The sequence below is a fragment of the Streptomyces sp. NPDC002206 genome (genome assembly GCF_053593595.1).
On the sequence record NZ_JBSFCW010000002.1, the window covers coordinates 149,862 to 175,810 of the forward strand.

Consider the following 25,949-nt stretch of genomic DNA (forward strand, 5'->3'; position numbering starts at 1 on the left):
AGGTCTCCGTGCACCGGGGTGGTGACGGGCCGGAGCCGGGTAGGCCCTGGTGATCGACGCCAGAACGGATGGTGCGCTCACCTGCGGATGACGTGGTCCGACGGATATGGGGTGGTCGGCGTGACGGGTGGACCTCCGGCCGCCGCCATCGGTTGCGCGTAGAGAAACGGAGCAGGAACCGCAGAGGTGGGAGGGAAGCCCGGCCTGGCGGCGTCGAGGTGGTCATCCAGGCTCAGCGCGGCGGTGACGAGGGCGAGGTGGGTCAATGCCTGGGGGAAGTTGCCGAGTTGTTCGCCGGTCAGCCCGATCTCCTCGGAGTACAGGCCGAGATGGTTGGCGTAGGTGAGCATCTTCTCGAAGACGAGTCGACCCTCACGCAGATGACCGGCGCGAGCCAGCGCTTCGACGTACCAGAAAGTACACGCCGAGAAGGTGCCCTCGGAACCGAGAAGCCCGTCGGGAGAGGCAGAGGGGTCGTACCGGTATACGAGGCCGTCGGACACGAGATCTTTCCTGATCGCGTCCAAGGTCGAGAGCCACCGCGGATCCTGCGGCGGGATGAACCCTACCGCGGGCATCCGGAGAAGCGCGGAGTCCAGGACGTCGCTGCCCAGGTACTGCGTGAACGCGGCACGCCCCGGACTCCACCCTCGCTGCAGGATCTGCCAGTAGATGGCGTCGCGTTCCTTCGTCCAGCGCTGCACCTCGGCGGGGCGACCGCTCCGGGTGGCCATGCGGATGGCCCTGTCCAGCGCGATCCAGCTCATGAGCCGTCCATAGGTGAAGTCCTTGTCACCGCCCCGCGTTTCCCAAATACCGGCTTCGGGACGGTCCCAGTTCTCGCACACCCAGTCCACCGTGTCGATCAGCGTCTGCCAGATGCGGCAGGTTGTCGGCAGACCCTGCTGGTCGGCGAAATGGAGGCACTCCAGTGCCGATCCGTAGGTGTCGAGCTGCAACTGGTCAGCGGCACCGTTGCCGACCCGCACCGGAGCGGAGCGTCGGTAGCCTTCCCAGTGACCCAGGGTCTGCTCCGCCAGGTCGGAGGAGCCGTCGACGCGATACATGACCTTCAGAGGGTGCTCGCCCGGCCCGGTGTATTCCTGGACGCGGTCGCCCAGCCACTCGGTGAACGCCATGGCTTCCTCGGTGAACCCCAGCCCGAGCAGCGCGTGAAGGGACAAGGAGGCATCGCGTACCCACGCGTAGCGGTAGTCCCAGTTGCGTTCGCCTCCGACCTGTTCCGGGAGGCTGGTGGTAGGAGCCGCAACCATGGCCCCGGACGGGGCGTACGTCATGAGTTTGAGGGTCATGGCGGAGCGGTTGACCATCTCCCGCCACCGTCCGGTGTAACGGGAACGCGCCAGCCAGTGGTGCCAGAAAGTGATGGTGTCCTCGAGGAGTCGATCGCATTCCCCCGGCGGAACGATACGTGGCGGACCGTCGGCGAACGTCTCCAGCACCAGGCCACGGACCATACCGGCGCGCAGCCCCACAGTCATGCAAACGTCACCGCCGCGAATCCTCCGGTCGCGCATGCACTCGTCGCCGAGTGCGTCCACCATATGTAGCGTCAGATCTGTGTCCCGGCTGACAAAATGCCAGCCGCCCATGCTCGCGGTGACCTCATGTGGTTGCTGCCCGTAGTCGAAGCGAGGGGCGATCTCGATGTCGAACGAGATCTCGCCGCGCGTGCACCGCAGCATACGGACCAGCCGGTGATTGCTCGTCGGATTGCGTGGTGAGGCGGGCGGCATGAAATCCACGACCGATCCGACGCCTTGATCGGTCATGAATCTGGTGAGCAGCGCGCAGGTGTCCGGGTAGTAGAGCTGCTTGGTCGCGTACGTCGGCGTCTGGGGAGCAATCGTCCAGTGACCGCCGTTCTCACCGTCGAGCAGTGCTCCGAAGATACTCGGCGAGTCGAATCGTGGGCTGCAGAACCAGTCGACCGTTCCCTCGGTGGAGACCAGTGCGGCCGTCTGCAGATCACCGATGAGTCCGTGGTCCTCGATCAGCGGATGTTCGTTCATGGGATCTCTTCCCGTCTTGCCCGGCGTCAGCGGTGACGTCGCTGCTGCCGGCCGCCGCTTGCGGACACCATGTGCCCCCACCCCCAGACTGCGCGGCATGCCCCGGGTTCGCATCACTCCCGGAGCCACCCGTCGGGGCATGGGCAGGCCGCTGCCGTTGCCACCTTCCGAAGCGACTCGGGACGGACGTCCGGTGGGCCGCCGACTGCACGGCTCTCGCGTTGCGAGGCCCTCTTGCCGAGCTGATCCTGAAGAGGAGGCACGTCAACCATTCGAGTGAACCGGACGCATGGGGGCTACGGGGCCTGCGGTCGTCGTGGCCCGAGCAAGGAGCGGGTTCCAGATGAGGCTTGTCGTCGATCTCAACCAGTGTCAGGGATTCGCGCAGTGCGCCTTTCTGGCCCCGGACGTCTTCGCTCTGCACGGCGGGGAGGCCCTGCTCTTCACCTCCCGCTTCGACGAGGCACTGCGCGAACAGGTGGAGCAGGCCGCGGCCGCTTGTCCGGTCCAGGCCATTCTCGTCGACTTCTCCGACGAACCGACGAAGGGGGTGGACGGCAGTGTCGGCTGACACCGGTGTCGAGGCCCTCCGGCGGGAGGGCCGCATCGTTGTCGTAGGTGCCTCGCTGGCCGGACTGCGGGCGGCGGAGACCCTGCGCGACAAGGGCTTCACCGGGACGCTCACCCTGATCGGGGACGAGCCCTACGAGCCGTACGACCGGCCCCCGCTGTCCAAGCAGGTGCTGCTGGGGCTGGAGCACGCCGAGGCGACCGCGCTGCCGCGCAGACGTGACATCGACGCCGAATGGCGTCTGGGCGTGGCCGCCGCGGGCCTGGACCGAGCCGCCAGGCACGTGATCCTGGCGGACGGCGACACCGTTCCCTACGACCGCCTGCTGATCACCACCGGTACGAAGGCCCGACCCTGGTTCCATCCGGAACAGGCGGCGCTGGACGGGGTCTTCGTGCTGCGCACCCGCGACGACTCCGCACGGCTGTCCCGGAAACTCGCCGCCGGCCCCCACCGGGTCCTGGTGATCGGCGCCGGTTTCACAGGATCCGAGATCGCCTCCGTCTGTCGTGAGCGGGGCCTGGAGGTGACGGTCGCCGAACGCGGCCCGGCGCCGTTGGTCGGTGCCCTCGGCGGGGTGCTCGCGGCTGTGGCGGCCCGGCTCCAGCGCGATCACGGGGTGGATCTGCGCTGTGGTATCAGCATTACCGCACTGGAGGGCGATCAGGCCGGACGGCTCCGGCGCGCCCACCTGTCCGACGGATCGGCGATCGACGTGGACGTGGCGGTGGTCTGTCTCGGCGCCATCCGGAACACCGAATGGCTCGCCGGCTCCGGAGTGGCCGCCGGCCCCAGGGGAATCGCCTGCGACGCGGGATGCCGGGTGTTCGACGTCAACGGCATCGTCACCGACGACATCTATGCCGCCGGCGACGTCGCCCGCAGCCCTCATCCGCTGTTCGGGTACCAGTTCCTCTCGCTGGAGCACTGGGGCAACGCGGTCGAACAGGCCCGGATCGCCGCCCACAACATGATCAGTGCAGGTCCCGACCGCCGCCCGCACCTGTGGGTACCGATGTTCTGGTCGGTCCAGTTCGGCGTCAACATCAAGTCGGTGGGTGTGCCCACGCTGGGCGATCAGTTGGTCGTGGCCCAGGGTGCACTCGCCGAGGAGCGGTTCGTCGCGGTGTACGGGTATCGCGGCCGGGTCATCGCCGCGGCTTCCTTCGACGCGGGGAAGTGGCTGGGGTACTACCAGCAGCAGATCGAGACCGGAGCGTCGTTTCCGCCGGACCACCCCGTGGTGGACAGCCGCGCCGACGCTCTGCAGCCCGTCGATCCGGCGTTCCCCGACCCTCACCTGCCCTCCCACGGGCCGACCGTCACCCTGACCGGCCACTCACCGACCGAGCAGAGTGTCCAGTTCCTCCCGGCGCGCGCCTGACCAACGCCTCCGACCGTCTGCCCCTCAGGAGACACCATGACTCTGGGCACCATGTTCGAGCAGATCACCGACTATGCGAATCGCGCCGATCCGTACCCGCTCTACGCCGCACTGCGCAAGTCGCCGGTCACCCGTCAGGACGACGGATCGTACCTGGTCAGCACCTATTACGAGGTGCGGAGTCTGGCCAACGACCCGCGGCTCAGCAACGACCCGCGCAACTGCACCCCCGGCGCCGACGGCCCCGATGTCGCCGAGGAGGACACGAATCTGCCGCCCAGCTTCCTGTTGCAGGACCCGCCGGGACACGACCGGCTGCGCAATGCGGCGATGCGGCCGTTCGGACCCCCGCACAGCCCCAGATTTCTCCACGACATGCGCGGAGAGCTGGCCAAGGTCGTCGCCGACCTGCTCGACGCGCTCGAAGGCAAGGACGAGATCGACGTCGTCGACGACTTCGCCTACCCCCTTCCCGTCACAGCCATCTGCAAGGTCCTGGGCGTGCCGCGCGAGGACGAACCACGCTTCCACGGCTGGGCCGACACCGTGGCGTCCGGGCTCGATCCCAGCGGCGGGGAAAGCGGCCAGGAAAAGGCCCAGAAGGCGCGCCGCGAGCTGGGTACCTACCTGTCCGGCCTGATCGACACCAAGCGCCGCCACCCCGGAAGCGGGATCCTCGGCCCCCTCGCCCGCGAGACGGGCCCCGGCGGCAGCATGTCGGCCACGGAGGTGGTGACCACCGCGATACTGCTCCTGATCGCAGGCCATGAGACAACCGTCAACCTGATCAGCAACGCGACGCTCACACTGCTGCGCCACCCGGACGTCCTCGAGCGGTTCCGGAAGGAACCGGATCTGGTCGTTCCGCTCATTGAGGAGGTGCTGCGATACGAGCCGCCGGTCCAGTTCATACCGTTCACCGCCGCGCTGGCCGACATAGACATCGCCGGCACCACCATCCCCAAGGGTTCGTCGGTCCGGCTGATGCTGGCGTCGGCCAACCGCGACCCGAAGCGCTTCGAGGGCCCCGACCGGTTCGATCCCGACCGTGAGGACAACCAGCACCTCGGGTTCTACACCGGCATCCACTACTGCTTCGGCGCCCCGTTGGCCCGGATGGAGGCGCAGCTCGCCCTGCCCGAGCTCTTCCGCCGGATCAGAAACCCACGGCTACTGGCGGACCCGCCGCCCTACCGCGCCAACCCCGTCCTGCGCGGTCCCCGCCACCTTCCCGTGGTGATCGACGGCCTCGCCACCTGACGCCACTGCGGTGACACCTCGGCAGCCGGACGCCTTGGGCCCTTCGGACTCCACGACCTGGTGCTGCGCATCCTCGCCGCAGCGACCCGGCTCCAGTGACGCCGCCGACCGGGGTGCGGCTGCCGACTGCGTGCCAGTCACGCCCAACTCGCCACTGCGGCGGCGCACTGCGTAGACGCGTCGCTCAAGGTGACCTCCATCTCGCTCCGGACACCGTCGAACGACCCTCGAGCCGGTACGGGCCACCGGCCACCCGGCGCTGTTGATGACGATGCCGAAAGGGCCGGCGGCAAGCGCGGCTGCGGCGACCCGCTCCTCGTCGTAGCCGCAGCCCGGCGAGCCCCGGACAACGGCTGATCCGTCCACGCGACAGCCACAGTGACAAGGATCTCGGTGCGATCGGGAGCACGGTTCCGTAGCCTGGCTCCGCCTGCCGGCCGTGGCCGTGGAGCGGAAGGCCCATCAGGCCCTCCGCGTCTGTCTGGCACGGCGTCAGAGAGCTCAGTGATCAGTCAGTGTCTATGCGGGACAACAGCCCGGAATCCAGCCGGAAATCCGGCCGTTGTAGAGTCAAGGAAACGCCCTTGACCTGCAAGACCAGGCAGGGAGCCGAATTCTGGGAGCGCTCAATGCTTCGTACCATGTTCAAGTCGAAGATCTAGCGTTTGGTCATCTGTGCACGTCAGAAGCGCGATGGAGCCGCTGGGGTCAGCAAGTGCTCAGCATGGGACGCGGAGGCGTCCCGGCTTGCTGGCCAGGTACGGCGTGCCGCCGCGGAGGTGGCCAGGGTGCTGCGGCTGCCGTACGCGAGTGGACATCTAGCCTTTACCCGGTCAACGGCCGGGTCGCCGGACACATGGGGAAGCACTCCGAGTGCCTGCTGGAGCCGATGGCCCTGACCGGTGACGCCATCCCGGACGGCAACGAGGGATGGCGAACGCGGAGCCACACACCGCGGTCGGCGCCGACGGCTCGTGGAGGCTCGGCATCGCCCGCAGCCGCCATGCCAAGCGGACCGCCGAGTACCTGGGGGCGGAGGTCCGTGCGGGATCCACCGCCGGGCGCTCGCGGAATTCGAACCGTGGGCTGGACGAAGTGCAGGGTGAGGTGGCGGAGCACTGGTTCGGTCTCGCGGTCTCAGCGAACGCCGTGACCAGGTCGGCGACCCTCAGCGCCGACCACATTCGGCACTTGGGCTGACGGATGCGTAGGCCCGTACGGCCGCGGCCGAGCACGCGGCCGAATCCCTCGGCGGACAGGCGCCCACGGCTGCCCGCGGGCACCGCAGGCGCGGACCTGAGGGGTCGCCACCCGGCGTGAGACCGAGGCGCCTGCGAGTGCCCGGGAGCTCCCTGCGGAGGGCCCGGCCGCACCCGAGACGGACCCGCCTGGTCCTGGTCGATCTCGGGCAGAGGACGCAGCGGCTGCGTCGACGGGTGAGCGTGCCGATCAGGTGCGGACCGGCCGACGGTCGAGGAACGGTGACTACAACTCGATGGTGCGGGTGGACCTCGCCACGTCCCACTGGACGGACGCGGGCACGGCTGGGAGGAGGAGCCGGGCAGGGCGGGCCGCACCCCGGAGCGTGGACGTCCTTACTGCGAACGGGAGGTGAGGTGTTGCTGCGTTCATTGGGGCACGGTGACGGGCGTGAGGTGCTCAGTGCCAGCAGCTCGCTGCGTACGCAGTGTCACCGTGCGGACGGGTTCCGTCGGTGGTACGGCGCCGTTCCGTCCAGCTGCGTGCCGTCGCTGGTCGTCCCGCGTACGTCCAGGAGGAGGGTGCCCCAAGCGGCCGCTCCGGCGGAACGGGAACGTGAGCAGCCGCTGTTGATCCGCCGTGGATCAGGATCCCGGAACGTCGAACTTCGGTGGCTGCGAGTCGGACGGGGAGTACGATTCGACCTTCGGCCTCTTCTTCGCGCTGCGGCTGCGGCTGCGTGTGGCCCGTGTACGGGGCGTCTCCTCGCTCGTCTCGAACCCCAGCATGACGCTGTACCCCTCGCGGGCACGCTGCAGCCCGAAGTCCCGCAACTGCTCGACACTGGTTCCCACTGTTCCGACCAGGCCGTGCTTCACCAACTCCGCGAACTCTGAGCCGACGAGGTAGCGGCCCACCCTTTCGTAGCTGAAGATGCGCCCACCCCTACTTCCGAGCGTGCAGTCGTCGTTCAGGAGAACGCGGGCGTACGAGAGCGGGATGTACATGCCGTGGGCCAGCTCGGAGGTGGGAGCTGCTGCGTCCCGCCAGTGTGCGAACTTCAGGAAGCACGAGTCCTGCGAGAGGCGCCACTCGTGGGAGCGTGCAGGCTTCACACTGAGCTCTGCAACCTGCTCCAAGCGGTCCATCTGGTCCAGGAGTTGCTTGTTCACCCGGTATTCCTTGTTCCGGGAGCCCAGTCGTTTGTACTGGACGAGGACGAAGCTGTGGGTGGGGTGGTGGTAGTAGATCATGTCCGTGCCCAGTCGGCTCTCGACCGGAGTGGCATTGACGTTGACGACCTCGAGGCGGCGTCCGGTGGAGTCCTCCAGCACGTGAATGTCACATCGCACGTCACTGAGGCGTCGCCAGTCGTCGAAAAGGGGCGCCTCGCTGCCCAGGCCGGCCCGTACGTCGTGGTCGATCAGGCTGTTCTCCACAGGGTCCGGGATGAGCCCCGCGAGGTACGGCGCGTCCCGTGAGGCAGGGCGTCCCCAGGCCGACAGCGCGGAGTGAGGGAAATCGGTCACCCGAGTGAGGGACTGAGCCGCGTCCCTCTGTTCCTGCCACGCACGGTCCGCCGCGTCCTCGACGTCGAAGCGGACCGGGTTGAGATTGGCGAGCAGCCACTCGATGTACCGGGCCAACTCGGGGTGACTCCTCAGGAGCGCTTCCTGGAGAGCCTGCCAGGTTGTCATGCCGCAGTGTCCCGCGCTTCCGGAGAGGGCCTGCTCCACGTGTGCTCGGTGCGTCGAGGAAAGGGAGGCCAAGATCCCGTCGGGGCCGTCCAGAGGCACCGGCCTCGGACATCTGCGCATGGGCTCGATGGTGATGCTGCTGTCGACCGGCCCCACGGTGTTGAAGCGCTGAACCGATCCGACCCAGGTGATGAAGCGGCCGTGTTCGGAGAATTCCTTACGGCTGTTGTTCGCGGGATGCGTCCGGTTGTCGCACACCAGAAACGCTAACCGGGTACCGGTGTCTGTCGTGTCGAGCCCTGTGGGCAGCCCTTTCGTGAAGCGTTCCGTGATGAGCCAGTCGGATTCGTTCTCTGCCATATGGACCGAGGTGAGGGTCACTATGTACGTCACGAGCGGACCCTATCGACACCGCCAGGACAGCAAGCGCCCACCCGATCCGGCAGGCGCTGCGCGAGCACGCGGGCCTGAGCCGGGTCCAGTTCGGGGGCGGGACGGCTGGGCCGAGTTCGCGGCCGAGGTCTGATCCGTACGGGTACCGGCGGCGGTGTTGTTGGGCTTGTCGTCAGGCGTAGTGTGTCCGCTCGGACACGGTTCGTATAATAGGGAGGGGACCCGTGAAGCTCACCTACTTCTGCTTCGAGGGCACGCCGCAGGAACTCGAAGCGTCCGAGGTGGTCCGCGAACTCGTCCAGCAGCAGCCCGGCACGGTCGACACCGCGCGCCGGACGCCCCGAGTGGTCGCCGACCCCGACAGCGATGACATCGCGGACTTCGGATGGCGCGTCGAGGGTGACGTCCCGGGTGTTGCGGACGAGGGGCAGGAGACGGTGAAGGCGCAGCTCGCCTTCAACCCCGCTGCGCAGCAGTTCATCGACTTCATGGCGGAAGCCGGCTCCTGGGAGAGCGTCGGAGTGCACGGCATCAAGCGCAAGACGTGGCAGGAGGGCGATCCCCTCGACTATTCCGGGTACCTCCGCCTCCGACGCAAGGGCAGCCAGTACGGCGGTTTCGCCTATGCCTTCGCGTCCACGGGCTTGATCAACTTTCGCCTGAAGCACAGCGATGAGATCGCGGAGCTGGCACCGGACGTCTATCCGCTCACCACCGGCCATCGCCAATACAGGGTGAGCATCCAGATCCGCGATGAAAAGACCCTGAAGCAGGCGCTCGCCTTGGCTGAACTCGCCTACAGCGCGACGTAACGGATGGTTTGCCCGTACATGTCGTTGACCAGGCGGCTCTTGTCGCCCGCATCGACGGGAGGCGGAACGAGCCATTTCTTTCGTATGGGTCGAATGTCCTATAGTCCCGTCCTTCACGGACTCTTCCCATGTACCAAGCAACCACTAGGATCTGCAACAGGCTCGACCTAGGGGAACGGCGGGCCTGAGAGGAACGGAACGAGTGGGGTCAGGCATGCGGGAAGGCCGGTGGGTCACGGTCACCGAGTCCGAGTTCGATCACGAACACCGCGGCCTGGAGGCGATCCGGGAGAAGCTGCCGGACTCCGACCCCTGGCGGGCCTGGTCGAACTTCACGTTCACCGCGAACACCGGGCATGTCCGTGAGGTCGACCTGCTGGTCGTCGCGCCCGGCGGAATGTACATGATCGAGCTGAAGGACTGGCACGGCTCGGTCACGTCCGAGAACGGCACCTGGGTGCAGACCACCCCCGGCGGTCGTCGGCGGACCCACGGCAACCCCCTGCACCTGGTCAACAAGAAGGCCAAGGAGCTGGCGGGCCTGCTCGGCCAGGGCCACGGCGCCCGCCGGGTGTGGGTCGGCGAGGCCGTCTGCTTCACCGATGACGCCCTGCGCGTACGCCTGCCCGCCCATGACCAGAACGGCGTCTACACCGTCGCCGAGCTGATCGACATGCTCAAACAGCCCCCGCGCGACGAACGGCGCCGCATCACCGCAATCGACTCGCGCGCGATCAAGACCGCGCTGGACCGCATCGGCATCCGTCGCAGCGAGGCTCAGTACAAGGTCGGCCCCTACGAGCTGGAGCGCACCCCCTTCGACTCCGGCCAGACCTGGGCCGACTACAAGGCCACCCACACCGATTTGCCCGAGCGGGCCCGCGTCCGCGTCTACCTCAGCGAGCGCGGCTCGGACGCCTCGCTGCGGCAGTCCGTGGAGAACGCCGCCCGCCGCGAGGCGGCCGTCCTGCAGCGCTTCCGGCACCCCGGGGCCGTTTCCTACCGGCAGTACTTCCCGACCGGCCACCCTTCCGGCCCCGCCCTCGTCTTCGACTACGACGACCGCACCATGAAGCTGGATGAGTACCTGGTCCAGTACGGGGAGAAGCTCGACATCCTCGGACGGACGGCCCTGGTTCGCCAGCTCGCCGAGACCATGCGCTCCGCGCACGCCCGCCGTATCCACCACCGTGCCCTGGCCGCCCGCTCCATCCACGTCCTGCCCCGCCCCGATGGCGGTCCCGGCAAGGCTGTCGGCGAGGAGGCCGCCTGGCTCAGCCCCCGGCTGAAGATCTCCGACTGGCAGATCGCCACCCAACGCACCGGGGACTCCTCTCAAGGGCAGGGTGCGACGCGACTCGCGCCGACCGCCCTGTCCGCGATGCACCTCGCCGACGACGAGGACCCTTATCTTGCCCCCGAGCTGACCGCGCTGCGCCCCGACCCGGTCTCCCTCGACGTCTACGGCCTCGGCGTCCTCACCTACCTGCTGGCCACGGGCAAGGCCCCGGCCGCCAGCCAGGCCGAGCTGCGCGCCCGCCTGGAGGCGGGGGAGGGGCTGCGCCCCAGCTCCCTGGTGGACGGCTTGTCGGAGGACGTCGACGAGCTGGTGCAGGCGGCCACCGCGTACAACCCGGACCAGCGCCTGCACAGCGTCGACGACTTCCTGGAGATGCTGGAGGTCGTAGAGGACTCCCTCACCGCCCCGGCCGCCGAGACCGCCGCCGAGGCGGCCGACGCCCCGGAGAAGGACCCGCTGGACGCCGTCCCCGGCGACGTGCTCGCCGGCCGCTGGGAGGTCCGCCGCCGCCTCGGCACCGGCTCCACCAGCCGCGCCTTCCTCGTCCGTGACCTGGAAGCGGAGGCACGCAGGACGCGCCCGCTGGCCGTGCTGAAGATCGCCCTGTCCGACAACCGGGGCGACATCCTCATCCGCGAGGCCGACGTGATGGGCCGCCTGCGCCCCCACTCGGGCATCATCCGCCTCGCCGAACCGGAACCGCTGAGCATCGCGGGCCGTACCGTCCTCGCACTGGAGTACGTCGGTGACGAGCGCGACGACAGCGCGGACGCGGCGGGCGAGCGGAAGGCCCCGCGCCGCCGCGAGGAGACGGTGGCCCGCCAGCTCCGCGACGACGGCCGGCTCCCGGTCGACCAGCTGGAGGCGTACGGCGACTACCTCTTCGGCGCCGTCGACTTCCTGGAGGGCGAGGGCGTCTGGCACCGCGACATCAAGCCGGACAACATCGCCATCCGCATCCGCCCCAACCGCACACGCGAACTGGTCCTGATCGACTTCTCGCTCGCCGGCTACCCCGCCAAGCACACCGACGCGGGCACCGAGGGCTACCTCGACCCGTTCGTCGACGTCATCACCCGCGGCTCTTACGACTCCCACGCCGAGCGGTACGCCGTCGCCGTCACCCTGCACCAGATGGCCAGCCGCGAGCTGCCCAAGTGGGGCGACGGCAGCGTGCTGCCTCGGATGACGGACTCGAAGGAGTGGCCGTACCCGACGATCGCCGCCGAGGCGTTCGACCCGGCCGTACGGGACGGGCTCGTCGCCTTCTTCCAGAAGGCACTGCACCGCGACGCAAGCAAGCGGTTCCCCGAGCTGAAGCCCATGCGGGACGCCTGGCGCAAGATCTTCCTCGACGCCTCAGAGACCGTCCCCTCCAGCCACCGCACGCGCCATACGGCGACGTCCTCCGAGGCGGGGGCCGACGGCGAGGCGGTGCAGCGCGGGGCCATCGCGGACGCCGAACCGGAGACCGCTGAGCAGCAGCGTGACCGCCTGGCCGCCGAGGTTGCCCTCGACACCCCGTTGAGCGTCTCCGGCCTTACGGGCGCCGCTCAGTCCTTCCTCTACGGCCTCGGCATCACCACGGTCGGCGGGCTCCTGGACTACAGCCGCCGCAAGCTCGTCAACGCCCCAGGCCTGGGCGCCAAGACCCGCAACGAGGTGCAGAAGCGCCAGCGGGAGTGGGGCGAGAAGCTGCGCGAGACGCCCGCCTCGCCACTCACACCCGAGGGCCGGGCCGAGGCCCAGGAGGAGCTGAACCAGCTCACCGCCGCCGAGTCGGCCCTCGCCGACACCCTGGCGACGAGCGACACGGCCGGCGGCCTGTCCGCGCGAGCCCTGCGCTCCATCAGCCTCGACGCCCTCGCCACGATCTTCGTCCCGGTCGTCAACAACAACGGCTCCAACCGCAACAAGGCCGAGATGGTCCGGCTGCTGCTGCGCCTGCCCGACGAGCACGGACTGCTGCCGGAGATCGGTGTCTGGCCCAAGCAGAAGGACGCCGCCGCGGCGCTGAACCTGAGCGCGGGCCGCATTCCGCAGATGCTCAAGGAGGAGCGCAAGCGCTGGAAGGCCGACCGGGTGGTCCAGGCCCTGCGCTCCGAGATCCTCGAACTGCTCGCGGGCATGGGCCGGGTTGCGTCCGCTGTCGAGATAGCGGATGCTCTCGCCGTCCGGCGCGGCAGCCAGCTCGCGGGGCGTGAGCAGCGCCGGGCGCTGGCGCTGGCCGCAGTACGGGCCGTGGTCGAGGTCGAGCAACTCGTCCCGGACGAGGCCGAGTTCCAGCATCAGCCCAACCGCAAGGCGACGGAGGAGTCGCTGGGAGCAGGCCTGCTGGCCCTGGACGTCCGCGAGGACGACGCCCCGGACACCCCGACCGCGCCGGGCCTGCTGGACTACGCGAGCCGTCTGGGCCGTACGGCGGACCGCCTGGCCCGGCTGGACACCCTGCCGACGGCCGCTACCGTACTGGCGGAGCTGGGCGCGCTGGAGATGCCGCCCGGCACCGTCGACTGGGACGAGCGCCGCATGGTCGAACTGGCCGCCGCGGCCTCGGTGAACGCGGCGGCGACCCCGCGCCTGGAGATCTACCCGCGCGACCTGTCGCTAGTACGAGCACTGCGGCTCACCCAGGCCGGTCTGGTGCGCTGGATCCCGGGCGTTCCGGAGGGCCGCCAGCCGGGCCTGACCGGCGAGGACGTGCACGAGCGGTTGCGGGCGCGCTTCCCCGAGCTGGCGGTGCCCGACGGTCGCGGCGGGCTGACCCACGACCTGCCGACCGCCGGCCCGCTGACCAAGGCGCTGCGCGAGGCCGGCTTCGAGCTGTCGCTCGGCACGCGCGAGGACACGAAGACGCTCCGCTACCTGCCGACCCGGGTGGACGACGCTTCCAGCTACCTCACGACGGGTGCCTGGCGGCAGTCCACGCGCACGGGCGCGGTGACGCGGTACGCCGACGACCCGCTGCTCGCGAGCGCGGTGCGCACGGAGGAGCGGCTGGCCACGTCCGCGCGGCGAGACGGCTACCGGGTGCTGACCGTGAGCCAGCGGCTCGTGCGGGACGCCATACGGGAACTTGGCGCCGAACGGCTGGGCGCCGAGGCCGTCTCGGTGACCGAGCTGTTCATCGAGGCCCTGCACGCCCAGGTCACGCCGGGCACCAAACCGACGTGGGAGACGCTGCTCAAGGCGGACGTCGCCAAGCCGGGCTCGACGGGTGCCCTGCGGTTCGCTGACTACGCGCAGACGGCGTGGGGCGCGGTCGCGCCGCGCATCGAGGAACGACTTGGCGCCGGAAGCGGCCCGGTACTGCTGACGGAGGCCGGGGTGTTCGCCCGGTACGACGCGATGGGCGTCCTGCACCGGCTTGCTTCGGCTGCTCGTCGGGGCGGCCGCGGACTGTGGTTGCTCGTTCCCCAGAGTGACCCCGCGCGCGAGCCGAGGCTCGGGCAGGTGGCCGTGCCGTACCAGGCCGGCCTGGGGGAGTGGATTCAGCTTCCGGACACGTGGGTGGACAACGTCCACCGTGGGTCCGGCAAGGTAGTGGTGCGTAGTGTCGAGGGAGACGCGAAGTGATCGACCGCAAGGCTCTGTTGGACGACCTGAAGCAGCAGGTCAAGGCGGTCGAGACCGACCTCGGCAAGCAGGTGAAGGCGCTAGTGGGTGTCGGGGCGCGGCTCCGTGCTGAGTACGACCAGGCGCGCAAGCTGGGGCGTACGGCGGCGACGTGGACCTCGTGGCTCGATGAGCGCGTCACCCAGGTTGCGGTGGCGTGGGTGCTGGGCACGGTGTTCGTCCGCTTCTGCGAGGACAACCGGCTGATCCCGGAGTCCTACCTGACGGGTGCGGATGGTGACCGGCGGGAACTGGCTGGGGCGCGGTACGACGCGTACGTGGAGGCGGAGGAGGACCCGACCTACCGTGGGTGGCTGGAGAAGGCGTTCGATGAACTGGGCGCGGGCCAGGCGGGTCGGCTGTTGTTCGACAAGCGGCACAATCCGCTGTACCAGATTCCGCTGTCGCATGACGGTGCACGGGAGTTGGTGGAGTTCTGGCGGCACAGGGACGAGGCGGGCGTCCTCGTCCACGACTTCACGGACCCGCTCAACGAGGACGGTACAGAGGGCTGGGACACGCGGTTCCTGGGTGACCTGTACCAGGACTTGAGCGAGGCCGCGCGGAAGACGTATGCGCTGCTCCAGACGCCGGAGTTCGTGGAGGAGTTCATCCTCGACCGGACGATGAACCCGGCGGTGCGGGAGTTCGGCTACGAGGGTCTGAAGATGATCGACCCTACGTGTGGGTCGGGGCACTTCGTGCTGGGCGCGTTCCGGCGGCTGGTTCGGCTGTGGGCGGAGGGACAGCCGGGGCGCGATGTGTACGAGCGAGTGCGGGAAGCGCTGGACTCGGTGCACGGCGTGGACATCAACCCGTTCGCGGTGGCTATCGCGCGGTTTCGGCTGCTGGTCGCGGCCATGGCGGCCAGCGGGGTGCGGACGCTGGGGGAGGCGGCTAAGTATGAGTGGCCGATCCATCTGGCGGTGGGGGACTCACTCATCAAGGCTCGGCAGTTGGAGCTGACACTAAGTGAGGAGGAGGCGGATGATCCGCTGGCCTCATTCTCTTATGCCACGGAGGACGTGCACGAGCACCCGGGAATTCTGCAACAGGGGCGCTATCACGTGGTGGTTGGAAACCCTCCATACATTCAGGTCACCGACAAAGTGCTTAACGAAGTCTACCGGGATCTGTATAGTAGCTGTTTCGGACTTTACAGCTTCTCGGTGCCATTCGCTCAACGGTTCTTCGAGCTTGCCATTCGGGGGAATCCTGACCGCAGAGGCTGGGGATTCGTTGGGCAGATCACTGCCAGCTCATTCATGAAGCGGAAGTTCGGTAAGCGTCTGATCGAGTCGTTCTTTGCCAATGGGGTCGAACTGACAGAAGTGATCGACACTTCGGGTGCATATATTCCGGGCCATGGAACTCCTACGGTCATTCTCGTTGGTCGTCCTCGAGGTGGAGCGAGTCGCTCGCCGTCGATTCGTGCGGTCCTCGGCGTCCAGGGGGAGCCGTCCACTCCACGCAACCCCGCACAGGGTTTGGTTTGGCGTGCGATCAAGAGCCAGATCGACCTTCCGGGTACGGATTCGCAGTGGGTCAGCTGCCAGGACGTGCCTCGGGGAGACTTCGCGTCGCATCCCTGGAGCCTCACCGGAGGCGGGGCGACCGAAGTGCGGAAGGTGTTGGAAAGTGCTTCTGGCGCGACCCTTCGGAGTGCTGTCCTGCGCATCGGGTTCGATGGTGACACCCACGCGGACGAGGCTTTCACCTTTCCCTCTGCGGGGCCCCTGGCGGCACATGCCGCGGGACTCCATGCCGTGAGCAGTCATCGAGGTGACCACGCACGGGAGTGGACGTTCATCGACCATGAGTACATGGTCATGCCGTATGACTCGCGTCGGAAATTGCTTCCGGTTGACAAGTTGAATTCGACATTTCTGTCGCACTTTTGGCCGATGCGAACGTTCTTGTGGCGTCGTACGGCCGGGGCTGGTGGCACATATCTCAATTCGAACCGGATGTGGTGGGAATGGCATCAGCTCCCCAAGGACGAGGGTTCGCACGAATGGGCGATCCCGTACGCCTTCGTTGCCACGCATAATCACTTCGTTCTCGACCGTTCCGGAAAGGTGTTCAATCGCTCTGCGCCGATCGTGAAGTTGCATTCCGGTGCCAGTGAGGAAGATCACCTGGCGCTGCTTGGAGTGCTGAACAGTTCAACTGCGTGCTTCTGGCTGAAGCAGGTTAGTCATAATGCTGGCAGTACGGTGGACATGCAGGGAGCCCGCCAGAGTACAGTGCCTTTCGAAGATTTCTATCAGTTCAATGGTGGTAACGTCGAGAGAATGCCGTTGCCTTCGGCCTACCCGACCTCCATCGCCGCTGAACTCGACAAGTATGCTCAGCTATTGTCGGCGGTGGGTCCATCCGCAGAAGCGGCGAGTATCACGCCTCATGCTGCCGCTTTCCGCGCAGCAGAGCAGACCTGGCGTTCAAGCCGCGCCCGAATGATCGCCCTTCAAGAGGAACTGGACTGGCAGGTTTACTCCCTCTACAACCTTCACCCTGAAGACCTTCGCGTCTCCGAGGACCCCGACGACCCCAACATCCCCGAACTCGCCCTTGGCGAGCGCGCCTTCGAGATCGTCCTCGCACGCCGCGTAGCCGCAGGCGAGGCCAGTGGCGAGTGGTTCAAGCGGCACAACTCCAAGCCCATCACAGATATCCCCGCCCACTGGCCCGCCCTCTACCGCGAGGTTGTCCAGAAACGGATCGACGCGATCGAGTCGAACCGGGCCATCGGCATGATCGAGCGGCCCGAGTGCAAGCGACGTTGGGCCACCGAGGGCTGGGACGCGCTTCAGGAGAAGGCCCTGCGCTCCTGGCTGCTCGACCGCATGGAGAACCGCGAACTCTGGTTCGACGAGAACGGTCAGCCGACCATCCTCACGCTCTCCCGCCTCACCGACGCCCTCTCCCGTGACGAAGACTTTGTCTCCGTGGCCAAGCTCTACGCGCCCCGCAAGGACCTCCCCAAGGTCGTCGCGGAGTTGATCACCGACGAGCACGTGCCGTTCCTTTCCGCCCTGCGCTACAAGCTCGCTGGGCTGAAGAAGCGCGCGGACTGGGAGGAGGTGTGGGACCTCCAGCGCAAGGAGGACGCCGCTCCCGACGAGCCAGCCAAGCGGAAGATCCGGGACTCCATCCCCGTACCGCCGAAGTACACCTCGGCCGACTTCCTCCGCGCCTCCTACTGGAAGGCTCGCGGCAAGCTGGACGTACCCAAGGAGCGGTTCATCTCCTACGGGCAGACCAACGCCGCCACTCCCGAGCTGTACGGCTGGGCCGGCTGGGACCACCGCGAGCAGGCTCAGGCCCTGGCTACGTACTTCACCAACACGGCGCTTACCACCGAGGAGATCACGCCGTTCCTCGCCGGCCTGCTGGAACTGCAGCCGTGGCTGTACCAGTGGCACAGCGAGTTCGACATGCTCTACAGCGGTTCTCCGGCGGCCTTCTTCGCCGGTTACCGCCAGACCCAGCAGGGCGAGCACGGTCTCACCGACGACGACCTGCGTGCCTGGCGTCCCCCGGCCGCCACCCGAGGCCGCCGCGCCGCCCCGAAGAAGTAGTCGAGGAGGAGGCGGCCACCGATCCTCGGTCGCCGCCTCTCACCACCCGCCCATCCGCAGTCCCGTCCCGCGCCGCACCCGTAAGGAGAGCGAGACACACCATGGCCCAGCAGCCGCTCCTCCGCGATGTCATCGACATCAAGGAGTCCATTTCCACCTCGGACTTCGTGCTGTCCCTCGCAGAGGCCACGACTCCCGAGGGCGCTGAACACGCCCTCAAGGACTACGTCGTCACGGAGCGGCTGCTGGAGAACTTCGACGAGGCCCTCGACCTCATCAAGGCCGCTCTGGACGGGGACCGTTCGAAGGCCGCCTACCTGCACGGTTCCTTCGGTTCCGGTAAGTCGCACTTCATGGCCGTGCTGTACGCGTTGCTCAGCGGCAACCCGGCCGCCCGTGCTCGTACCGAGTTCGACTCCGTACTCACCAAGCACGAGTGGCTCGGCACGGACGGCAAGAAGTTCCTGCTCGTGCCGTACCATATGCTCGGTGCCAAGGCCCTCGAACAGCGCGTGCTCGGCGGCTACGTACGTCACGTCAAGCGGCTGCACCCCGAGGCGTCCACTCCGCAGGTGTACCGGACGGACGGCCTGTTCGACGACATCCGGGCCGACCGCGCCAGCTACAGCGATGCGGCCGTCATCCACCGCCTCAGCTCTGGAGACTCCGACGACGGTGATGAGGACGAGTGGGGCGAAAGCTTCACTTGGACCCCGGACCTCCTCGACACGGCGTTGGCCGCAGAGGAGGTGCACGAGGCCGGTGAGGTACTCAACCTGGTCAACCCCTCCACTCCCTCCGAACTGCGAGCCCGCCTCGTTCAGGATGCGATCACGCGCCTCTCGCCCAGCTTCGCCAAGAACGCCGCCGAGGACGAGCACGGGTTCATCTCCCTTGACGCCGGTCTCTCCGTCATTGCCGAGCACGCCAAGTCGCTCGGCTACGACGGCCTGATCCTCTTCATGGACGAGCTGATCCTGTGGCTCGCCACCCTCATCCACGACGAGAAGTTCGTGGCCCGCGAGGCCAGCAAGATCACGAACTTCGTGGAGGGCGGCGACGCCCGCCGCGCCATCCCGGTCGTGTCGTTCATCGCCCGTCAGCGCGACCTGCGCGAGTTGGTCGGCGAGGAGGTGTCCGGCGCGGCCGAGTCGTCCATCCAGGACACCCTCAACCTGGCCTCCGGTCGGTTCGACAAGATCACCCTTGAGGACCGCAACCTCCCGCAGATCGCCCACGCCCGTCTCCTCAAGCCGAAGAGCGATGAGGCGGACCGGCTCATCGACGCGGCCTTCGAGCAGACCAAGCGGGTCGGCACCCAGGTGTGGGACACGCTCCTCGGCTCCGACAAGGGCACGACCGGTGCGGACGCGGAGTCGTTCCGGCTGACGTACCCGTTCTCGCCGGCCTTCATGGACACCCTCGTCCACATCTCGTCCGCGCTGCAGCGCTCCCGTACCGGTCTGAAGCTGATGGGTCAGCTCCTCGCCGACCACCGCGACGAGATCCGGCTCGGCCAGCTCATCCCGGTCGGCGACCTGTACCCGGTGATCGCGGAGGGCGGCGACAAGCCGTTCACCGACAGCCTCAAGGTGGTCTTCGAGGCCGCCGACAAGCTGTACAAGACGAAGCTCCGGCCGTACCTGCTCAGCTCGTACGACATCACCGAGGACGACGTCGAGCAGTACGTGAACCGGCCCGACACCCTGGGCGACCCGCAACTGACCAACCGCTGCCGCCTGTTCGTAGGCGATAACCGGCTCGTGTGCACTCTGCTGCTGTCCGCGCTCGCCCCCAGCGTGCCCGCCCTGTCCGAGCTGACGATCCGCCGGCTCGGCGCGCTGAACCACGGGTCGGTCATGGCGCCGATCCCAGGCAGCGAGGTCGGCATCATCAAGAACAAGGTCGCTGAGTGGGCGGCCCGGTTCCCCGAGATCAAGGAGACCGGCACCGACACCAACCCCGGTGTCAGGCTGGAGCTGTCCGGCGTCGACGTCGACTCCGTCATCGCCAACGCACAGGTCAACGACAACCCCGGCAACCGCGTCGCCCTCGCCCGACGACTGCTGTCGGAGGAACTCGGCGTCGAACACGGTCACTTCGCCGACGAGCTGAGCTTCGTCTGGCGCGGTACCGCCCGTACCGCCGAGGTCGTCTTCGGCAACGTCGCCGACGAGGACGAGCTGCCCGACCACGACTTGATGCCGCAGCAGGACGGCTGCTGGCGGATCGCCATAGACCTCCCCTTCGACGAGGGCGAGTGGGGGCCCGTCGAGGACGCTAACCGTATGCAGCGGCTGCGTGAACGCCAGCAGGGCGAGCGGTCCCGCAGCATCGCCTGGCTGCCCGCGCACCTGTCCGCGCAACGCCTCGCCGACTTCCGGCGGCTCGTCGTCATCGACAAGGCCCTCGCCGACGAACACCGCTTCGACACCCAGTACGCCGGCCACCTCAACGCCGACAACCGCAGCCGCGCCAAGGGCCTGTTGGAGACCCAGCGGGACGCCCTGCTCAAGCAGGTCAAGGGCGCGTTCAAGCAGGCGTACGGTCTCGCGCAGAAGCAGGCTGCCGACGTGGTGGTCGACTTCGACGACCACCTGGTGGCCCTGCCCGACGTCGACGACCTCACCCTGTCCTTCGGGCAGTCCCTGCACGACGGCATCCGGCACGTGGCGGGGAAGCTGCTCGCCCACCAGTACCCGGCCCACCCCAACCTCGACCCCGACGCGACCGGCACCGCCGTCAAGCCCATCGACTCACGCAAGGTGTTCACCCACGTACGGGCCGCCGCCGAGGCGCGCGACGGACGTGTCGAAATCCCGGCGGGCGACCGCAAGCTGATGCAGCGCGTCGCCGGGCCGCTGCGTCTCGGACAGCAGAAGGAGGCGTACTTCGAACTGTCCCGCTACTGGGCCGACCACTTCCGGCAGCTCGCCAGCGCCCAGGGCGCCACCGGCGACCTCACGCTGATCACGCTCACCGACTGGACCGACCAGCCCGAACCGCGCGGCCTGCCCGACTTCCTCGCCCGGCTCGTCGTCGCCTCGTTCGCCGAGATGGACGACCGGGTGTGGGTGCGCGGCGGCACCGTCCTCGATCCCGCGCCCGAACTCTCCGCGATCAAGGACCACGACGCGCTGCGCAGCCAGCCCCTGCCCAGCGAGGACGACTGGACCACCGCACGGCAGCGCTACGAGACGATCTTCGGGCAGAAGGCGCCTACCCTGCGCCGAGGGCGCATGGTCAACCAGTTCGCCCGCCAGATCGTCGAGTCCGCCCGCTCCCTCAAGGAGGACGCCGCCGAACTCGTCCGACGGCTGGAGGAGCACGCCACCTTCCTGGGCCTCGACGAGACCGACGACACCGGACGCCTCGCCCTCGCCCGGCGCTCCCTCCAGTTCCTGGAGACGCTCACCGGCGGCGCGGCGCAGGGCGGAGCCGGGGCCAAGAAGACCGTGGAGGCCCTCGCCGCCTTCGATCTGGGTGAGGTCAGCGCCGACCGGTACGGCACCTCCGTCAAGCAGGCCGGCAGCGTTGCGCGGGCCGTGACCGAGGCGTCCTGGCACACTCTGGAACTCGGCATCGGGCTCGGAGCGGAGGGCGCGGCCTTGCTCGACTCGCTGCGCAACGTGGCCCGCGGCGACCAGCGCACCGCCGACCTGCGCGAGGCACTGAAGCGCACCGAGCGGGAAATCCTCGCCCTGATCAAGCGCAACCAGGCGGCAGCCACTCCGCCGCCCGCCCCCGTCACGCCTCCCGCGGCCACGGACTCGGTCAAGCCCGACGACCTGTCCCTGAACACGCCGACGAGCGACCCGCGCATCCCCTTTACCCAGGAGCCCACCGCCACCCAGGGCGCTGGCACAGCAGGGCAGTCCGGGGGCCGCCGCACCACCACTGCCCGTCAGGCGGTCAAGGCGCTGGAGTCGGAGCTGACCGAGCTGGCGAAGAGCAACCCGGAAGCCACCATCGAGATCACCTGGCGGGTCGTCGACTGATGACCACCACCACTCCCGCCTCCGACTCCGCCGCCGTACCGGGCGCGGTCCGGCTGAACACCGCGACCGTCACCCAGTACCTCTCCTCCCAGCCGCAGCTCGCCGCCTCCCTCCGGCCGGGCGGCGAGGAGCGGCGCAGGGTCGTTTTGCTGCGCTCCGCACCCCAGTGGGACGGATCCGCCGAGCCCGCCTGGGCCGAGGGCCGCACCGCGCGCGTCACAGCCGCGCTGTCCCCGCTCGCCGTCCACGAACTGGTCCTCGACCACCTCGCGGGCCGCACCCTCGGCCCCGCCGTCCTCGTCGTCCTCACCGACCGGGAACAGCACGAACTCGACCCGGCGATCCTCGCTCGCGTCCACAAGAAGGCCATCGACACCGTCGACAGCTGGGACGTGGTCCGGGAGGCCTTCGGCGCCCGGCAGATCGACCCGCGCCTGAAGGATGCCAACTGGGCCGCCGAGGCCGTGCTCGACGCCACCCCGCCCGGTGGCTGGCCGCCTGTCTCCGGCGGGTGGCTGTCCCGGCAGTACGCCCTCACCGCCCTCGCCCAGCGCCGTCTGCGCCTCGGCCGCTACGACACCGACAGCGCGGTTGCCACTGTCCAGCGGCCTGGTGACGAACGGCTCGACGCACAGGCCCTGCTGGACTGGTCCACGCGCGCGGGCGGCCCCGAACGGCTTCTCGGGTTGCGTGGCCCCGAACGGACCGGGCTCGCCGCCTTCCTCGCCGAGGACGACCAGGCCGGACTCGCCGGGCGGGCCCTGCTCGCCCTCGTAGACGCCGAACGCGGAGCTGACGCGGTCGCCTTCGGCCTGGTGTGCGCGGCGCTGTGGGAGCACGCCGAGCCCGCCCCTGAGACGTATCAGGCCCGCGGCCGGGCCGAGCGCTATTTCGGAGACCGGCCTCCGGCCACCGGTGACCAGCTCGACACGCTGGTGTCCGTCTTCGGCCGGGCCGCCGAGAAGTACGTCGTCGCCCTGCTCTCCACCGGCCACCGGACCGCCGGCACGACGGACCCGGACCGGGCGCGCGAGGCCCGCCGCCTGACCGGCATCGTCCTCGACCGGGCGGCGGCCCTGGCCCGGCAGTTCGGCGCGGAGAAGGCCGTCGAGTCCAGCCCGGTGATGACCGGTGGGCTGGAGGCACGGTTCACTGCCGTGGGACATGCCCTCGCCGTTGCCACTGACACAGGCGCGGTGGCGGACGCCGTGCGGCACCTGGCGGAGCACGAACTCGCCGGTGACCCGGAGGAGTACGCCCGCATCGAACGGGCCCGGATGGGCCAGCGGCTCGCCCGCTGGCTGGCCACCGAGTCGTCCGCCGAGTCACCCACCGTGGGCGACGCCATAAAGCGGCACGTCACCGAGACCGGCTGGGTCGACCTGGCCCTCGAACACATCGAGGCCGGCGGCGACCCCGACCCGGTGCTCAAGGCCGCGTACGACGCTCTTGGCACGCGGGTCCGTGAGCGGCGCCGCGCGATCGACGCCTCTTTCGCCCGTGCACTCGCCGTCTGGACCGAGTCCGGTACCCAGCCCGGCTCGATGCTGGCCGTGGAGACCTTCCTCGACCAGGTCGTGAAGCCCGTCGTCCACCACGGTGAGGGACGGCGCGTGCTGCTCCTCGTCCTCGACGGCATGAGTGCCGCCATCGCCAACGAACTCGGTGAGGAACTGCGCCGGACCTGGGCCGAGTTCGACCCGCTGCCCCATGGCGGGCCGCAGCGTCGCGCAATGGCTGCCGCACTGCCCACCCTGACCGCCGTGTCCCGCACCTCCCTGTTCGCGGGTCGGCTGATGAAGGGCACCCAGGCCGACGAGAAGCGGTTGTTCCCGACGCACAAGCTGTGGGGCGGCGCTCCGGCCGCCGTCTTCCACAAGGACGACCTGCGCGCCGAGCAGGCCGGGGACACCTTCGGCCCCGCCCTCACCGAAGCGCTCACGGACGGCAAGACGCACGTCGCGGTCGTCCTCAACACCATCGACGACCGGCTCGCCAAGGAGCAGAAGCTCGGCAACGGCGCCTGGCACGTCGATCATGTCGCCGGGCTGCGCGACTTGTTGCGGGTGGCTGCCGCCCAGGGTATGGCGGTCGTCCTCACCAGCGACCACGGGCACGTCGTCGACCGGCATGGTGTGAGGGTGGACGTGGCGGAACCGCCGTCCGCCCGACATCGCCTCCCCGGTGACGGCCCGCTCGCCGAGCAGGAGATCACGCTGTCCGGTCCCCGAGTCGTATGGCCCGAGCCCGGCGCGACCATCGTCGCCCTATGGGACGCCGACTCCCGCTACATCGCCCTCAAGGCTGGCTACCACGGCGGCGCTTCGCTCGCCGAGTTCACCATTCCGGTGCTCGCGTTCCTGCCCTTCGGCGCGGAACCGCCGCAGGGATGGCGGGAGTTGGGGGAGCAGCGGCCGGAGTGGTGGCCCATCGGCACGCGGACCGCCGATCCTGTCGCGGCCCGTCCAGTGGCCCCGGCCGCGGTCCCGGCGAAGAGGACGGCGGCCAAGCCGAAGAAGGAACAGGCCGAACTCGCCAAGACCCATGACGCCCTCTTCGACGTGGCCGTCACTGCGGGGGGCGACGATATGCTCGTCACCCCCACGCTGGTGTCCCCGGACGAGACCTTGGTCAACGGCCTTCTCGCCTCGGAGACCTACCAGGCCCAGCTCGGTCTCCTGGCCCGCAAGCCGCCGCAGGAACAGATCAGGAAGGCGCTCGCGACCCTCGTCGACGCGGGCACCCTCCCGGTCACCGCCCTCGCCCAGCGAGTCGGCCTGCCGCCCACACGGGGCGACGGCTTCGCGGCCGTCCTGCGGCAGCTCCTCAACTACGACGGGGTCCAGGTCCTGGAGACCCTCCCCGACGGCCGCACGCTTCGGCTGCATACAGCCCTGCTGAGGGACCAGTTCGAGCTGCGGTAGAGGTGAGGCGGTCCGCTTGCTTATGCCTGCCCGGCGTAGGTGGCGAACGCGCTCCACTGCTCTGCGGAGAAGGTGAGTGAGCCCGCCAAGGGACTCTTCGAGTCCCGGACGTGAACGGTGGCGGGTGTGGTGGCGACCTCTACGCAGTCTCCGCCACTCGTTCCGCTGTGGCTGCTCTTGAACCAAGCGAGTTCACCGAACTGGTTGGCGTGCGGATCAGTGCTCATAGCTCCCCTACCATGCGCTCGATAAGGCGTGAGGACTCCTCGGTGCTGAGGGCCTGCGTCCGCAGCATTCCATATCGCAGCCAGAACTCGCTCACCTCGTGGCGGTCTGACCTGACGCCGACAATGTCCTGGGTCTCGACATAGACGTACTGCTTGCGGTCGGCGGACTCCAGCAGGACCATCCCGCCGTTCAACCCACTGTGGGCGCCCCGAGCCGTGGGCATGAGCTGCAGTTCGACGTTGCGCATGGCCGAGCACTGCAACAGGTGCTCCAACTGTCCGCGCATTACTTCGACGCTGCGCACCATGCGTCGTACCGCAGTCTCTTCCACAACGAACACGAAGACGATGGGAGGGTTCTTGCGCGTCAGCAGCCCCTGCCGGGACAAGCGGGCTGCTACTCGCTGCTCAATGGTCTCTTCGTCCAGCGGCGGGAAATGTGCTTCGAGCAGCGCCTCCGCATACTGCTGCGTCTGAAGCAAGCCGGGAATCAGCAGAGGATCGTAGGAGAAGCGGCTGACGGCCTCGGACTCCAGAAGCGCGAAGTCTTGGAAGAACAGGGGGAGCTTTGCTCGGTCCACGTCATCTTGGAGAACTCGGAGAGCGCCACCCGCTTCCAACACCCGTTCCGAAGCCTCGGTGAAGGAGACCTTCGCAGGCCGCCGCCCCTGCTCCACCGAAGCCACCTGCTCCACCGAGTACCCGATCGCGTCCGCGAGCCCCTGCTGCGTCAGCCCTGCCCGTTCGCGGAACAGGCGCAGCAGCTTGCCGTAGGCGCTCCACACGACCGGCCGTTCCTTGTCCGGCTTGCGTCCGCCCATCGTCTGGCACGTGCGCTCCGCTGCCCTGCCCATGTCGCCCCCTGATCTGCCACAATGCTGATGCGACCTGCTCAACGACGCCTCGGTTCAACCGATGCGCGGTGCAGACCCGTACAACGGCCGTACAAACCCG

Annotated in this window: 13 protein-coding genes; 9 read left to right on the top strand and 4 right to left on the bottom strand. The window is 68.5% G+C overall.

The features are described from left to right. Window positions 1-77: 77 nt before the first annotated feature. Entirely contained in the window at window positions 78-2,033 is a 1,956-nt protein-coding gene (locus tag ACWCP8_RS05600) for a glycoside hydrolase family 15 protein (RefSeq protein ID WP_451114337.1), read from the bottom strand. 343 nt (window positions 2,034-2,376) lie between these two features. Here ACWCP8_RS05600 and ACWCP8_RS05605 point away from each other — a divergent pair, with 343 nt between their 5' ends. From ACWCP8_RS05605 to ACWCP8_RS05620, 4 genes are all read left to right on the top strand, one after another. Further along, entirely contained in the window at window positions 2,377-2,604 is a 228-nt protein-coding gene (locus tag ACWCP8_RS05605; RefSeq protein ID WP_382837050.1) for a ferredoxin, read from the top strand. After that, on the top strand, window positions 2,594-3,988 hold the full coding sequence (locus tag ACWCP8_RS05610; protein ID WP_451114340.1) for an NAD(P)/FAD-dependent oxidoreductase: 1,395 nt from the start codon (window positions 2,594-2,596) through the stop codon (window positions 3,986-3,988). Before ACWCP8_RS05605 ends, ACWCP8_RS05610 begins: the two co-directional genes overlap by 11 nt. A gap of 36 nt (window positions 3,989-4,024) precedes the next feature. Beyond that, window positions 4,025-5,248: a cytochrome P450 gene (locus ACWCP8_RS05615; RefSeq protein ID WP_451114342.1), complete on the top strand. Its 1,224-nt coding sequence runs from the start codon at window positions 4,025-4,027 to the stop codon at window positions 5,246-5,248. 930 nt (window positions 5,249-6,178) lie between these two features. Beyond that, a complete protein-coding gene (locus ACWCP8_RS05620; RefSeq protein ID WP_451114344.1) occupies window positions 6,179-6,448 on the top strand; it encodes a hypothetical protein in 270 nt (89 codons plus the stop codon). A gap of 644 nt (window positions 6,449-7,092) precedes the next feature. Here the strand turns inward: ACWCP8_RS05620 and ACWCP8_RS05625 are convergent. Continuing rightward, window positions 7,093-8,538: a hypothetical protein gene (locus tag ACWCP8_RS05625; RefSeq protein WP_451114346.1), complete on the bottom strand. Its 1,446-nt coding sequence runs from the start codon at window positions 8,536-8,538 to the stop codon at window positions 7,093-7,095. Between the two features lie 224 nt (window positions 8,539-8,762). Here ACWCP8_RS05625 and ACWCP8_RS05630 point away from each other — a divergent pair, with 224 nt between their 5' ends. The 5 genes from ACWCP8_RS05630 (at window position 8,763) to pglZ (ending at window position 24,768) form a co-directional block, all read left to right on the top strand. Further along, window positions 8,763-9,350, top strand: coding sequence for a hypothetical protein (locus ACWCP8_RS05630; RefSeq protein ID WP_451114348.1), 588 nt, complete (start codon window positions 8,763-8,765; stop codon window positions 9,348-9,350). 214 nt (window positions 9,351-9,564) lie between these two features. Then, window positions 9,565-14,226 carry a BREX system serine/threonine kinase PglW gene (gene pglW, locus ACWCP8_RS05635; RefSeq protein WP_451114350.1) on the top strand — a complete coding sequence of 1,554 codons (4,662 nt, stop codon included), beginning with the start codon at window positions 9,565-9,567 and terminating at the stop codon, window positions 14,224-14,226. Next, a complete protein-coding gene (gene pglX / locus ACWCP8_RS05640; RefSeq protein WP_451114352.1) occupies window positions 14,223-17,846 on the top strand; it encodes a BREX-2 system adenine-specific DNA-methyltransferase PglX in 3,624 nt (1,207 codons plus the stop codon). Before pglW ends, pglX begins: the two co-directional genes overlap by 4 nt. A 101-nt stretch (window positions 17,847-17,947) precedes the next feature. After that, window positions 17,948-21,844 (top strand): BREX-2 system ATPase PglY, encoded by a 3,897-nt coding sequence (pglY, locus tag ACWCP8_RS05645; RefSeq protein ID WP_451114354.1) that lies wholly within the window; start codon window positions 17,948-17,950, stop codon window positions 21,842-21,844. Further along, window positions 21,844-24,768 carry a BREX-2 system phosphatase PglZ gene (gene pglZ / locus ACWCP8_RS05650; RefSeq protein WP_451114356.1) on the top strand — a complete coding sequence of 975 codons (2,925 nt, stop codon included), beginning with the start codon at window positions 21,844-21,846 and terminating at the stop codon, window positions 24,766-24,768. Before pglY ends, pglZ begins: the two co-directional genes overlap by 1 nt. A 20-nt stretch (window positions 24,769-24,788) precedes the next feature. On the opposite strand, the gene ACWCP8_RS05655 is transcribed toward pglZ, so the two are convergent. Both ACWCP8_RS05655 and ACWCP8_RS05660 read right to left on the bottom strand, forming a co-directional pair. Continuing rightward, window positions 24,789-24,995: a DUF397 domain-containing protein gene (locus ACWCP8_RS05655; RefSeq protein ID WP_451114358.1), complete on the bottom strand. Its 207-nt coding sequence runs from the start codon at window positions 24,993-24,995 to the stop codon at window positions 24,789-24,791. Further along, on the bottom strand, window positions 24,992-25,849 hold the full coding sequence (locus ACWCP8_RS05660; protein WP_451114360.1) for a helix-turn-helix domain-containing protein: 858 nt from the start codon (window positions 25,847-25,849) through the stop codon (window positions 24,992-24,994). The genes ACWCP8_RS05655 and ACWCP8_RS05660 overlap by 4 nt, the downstream gene beginning before the upstream one ends. Window positions 25,850-25,949: the final 100 nt, after the last annotated feature.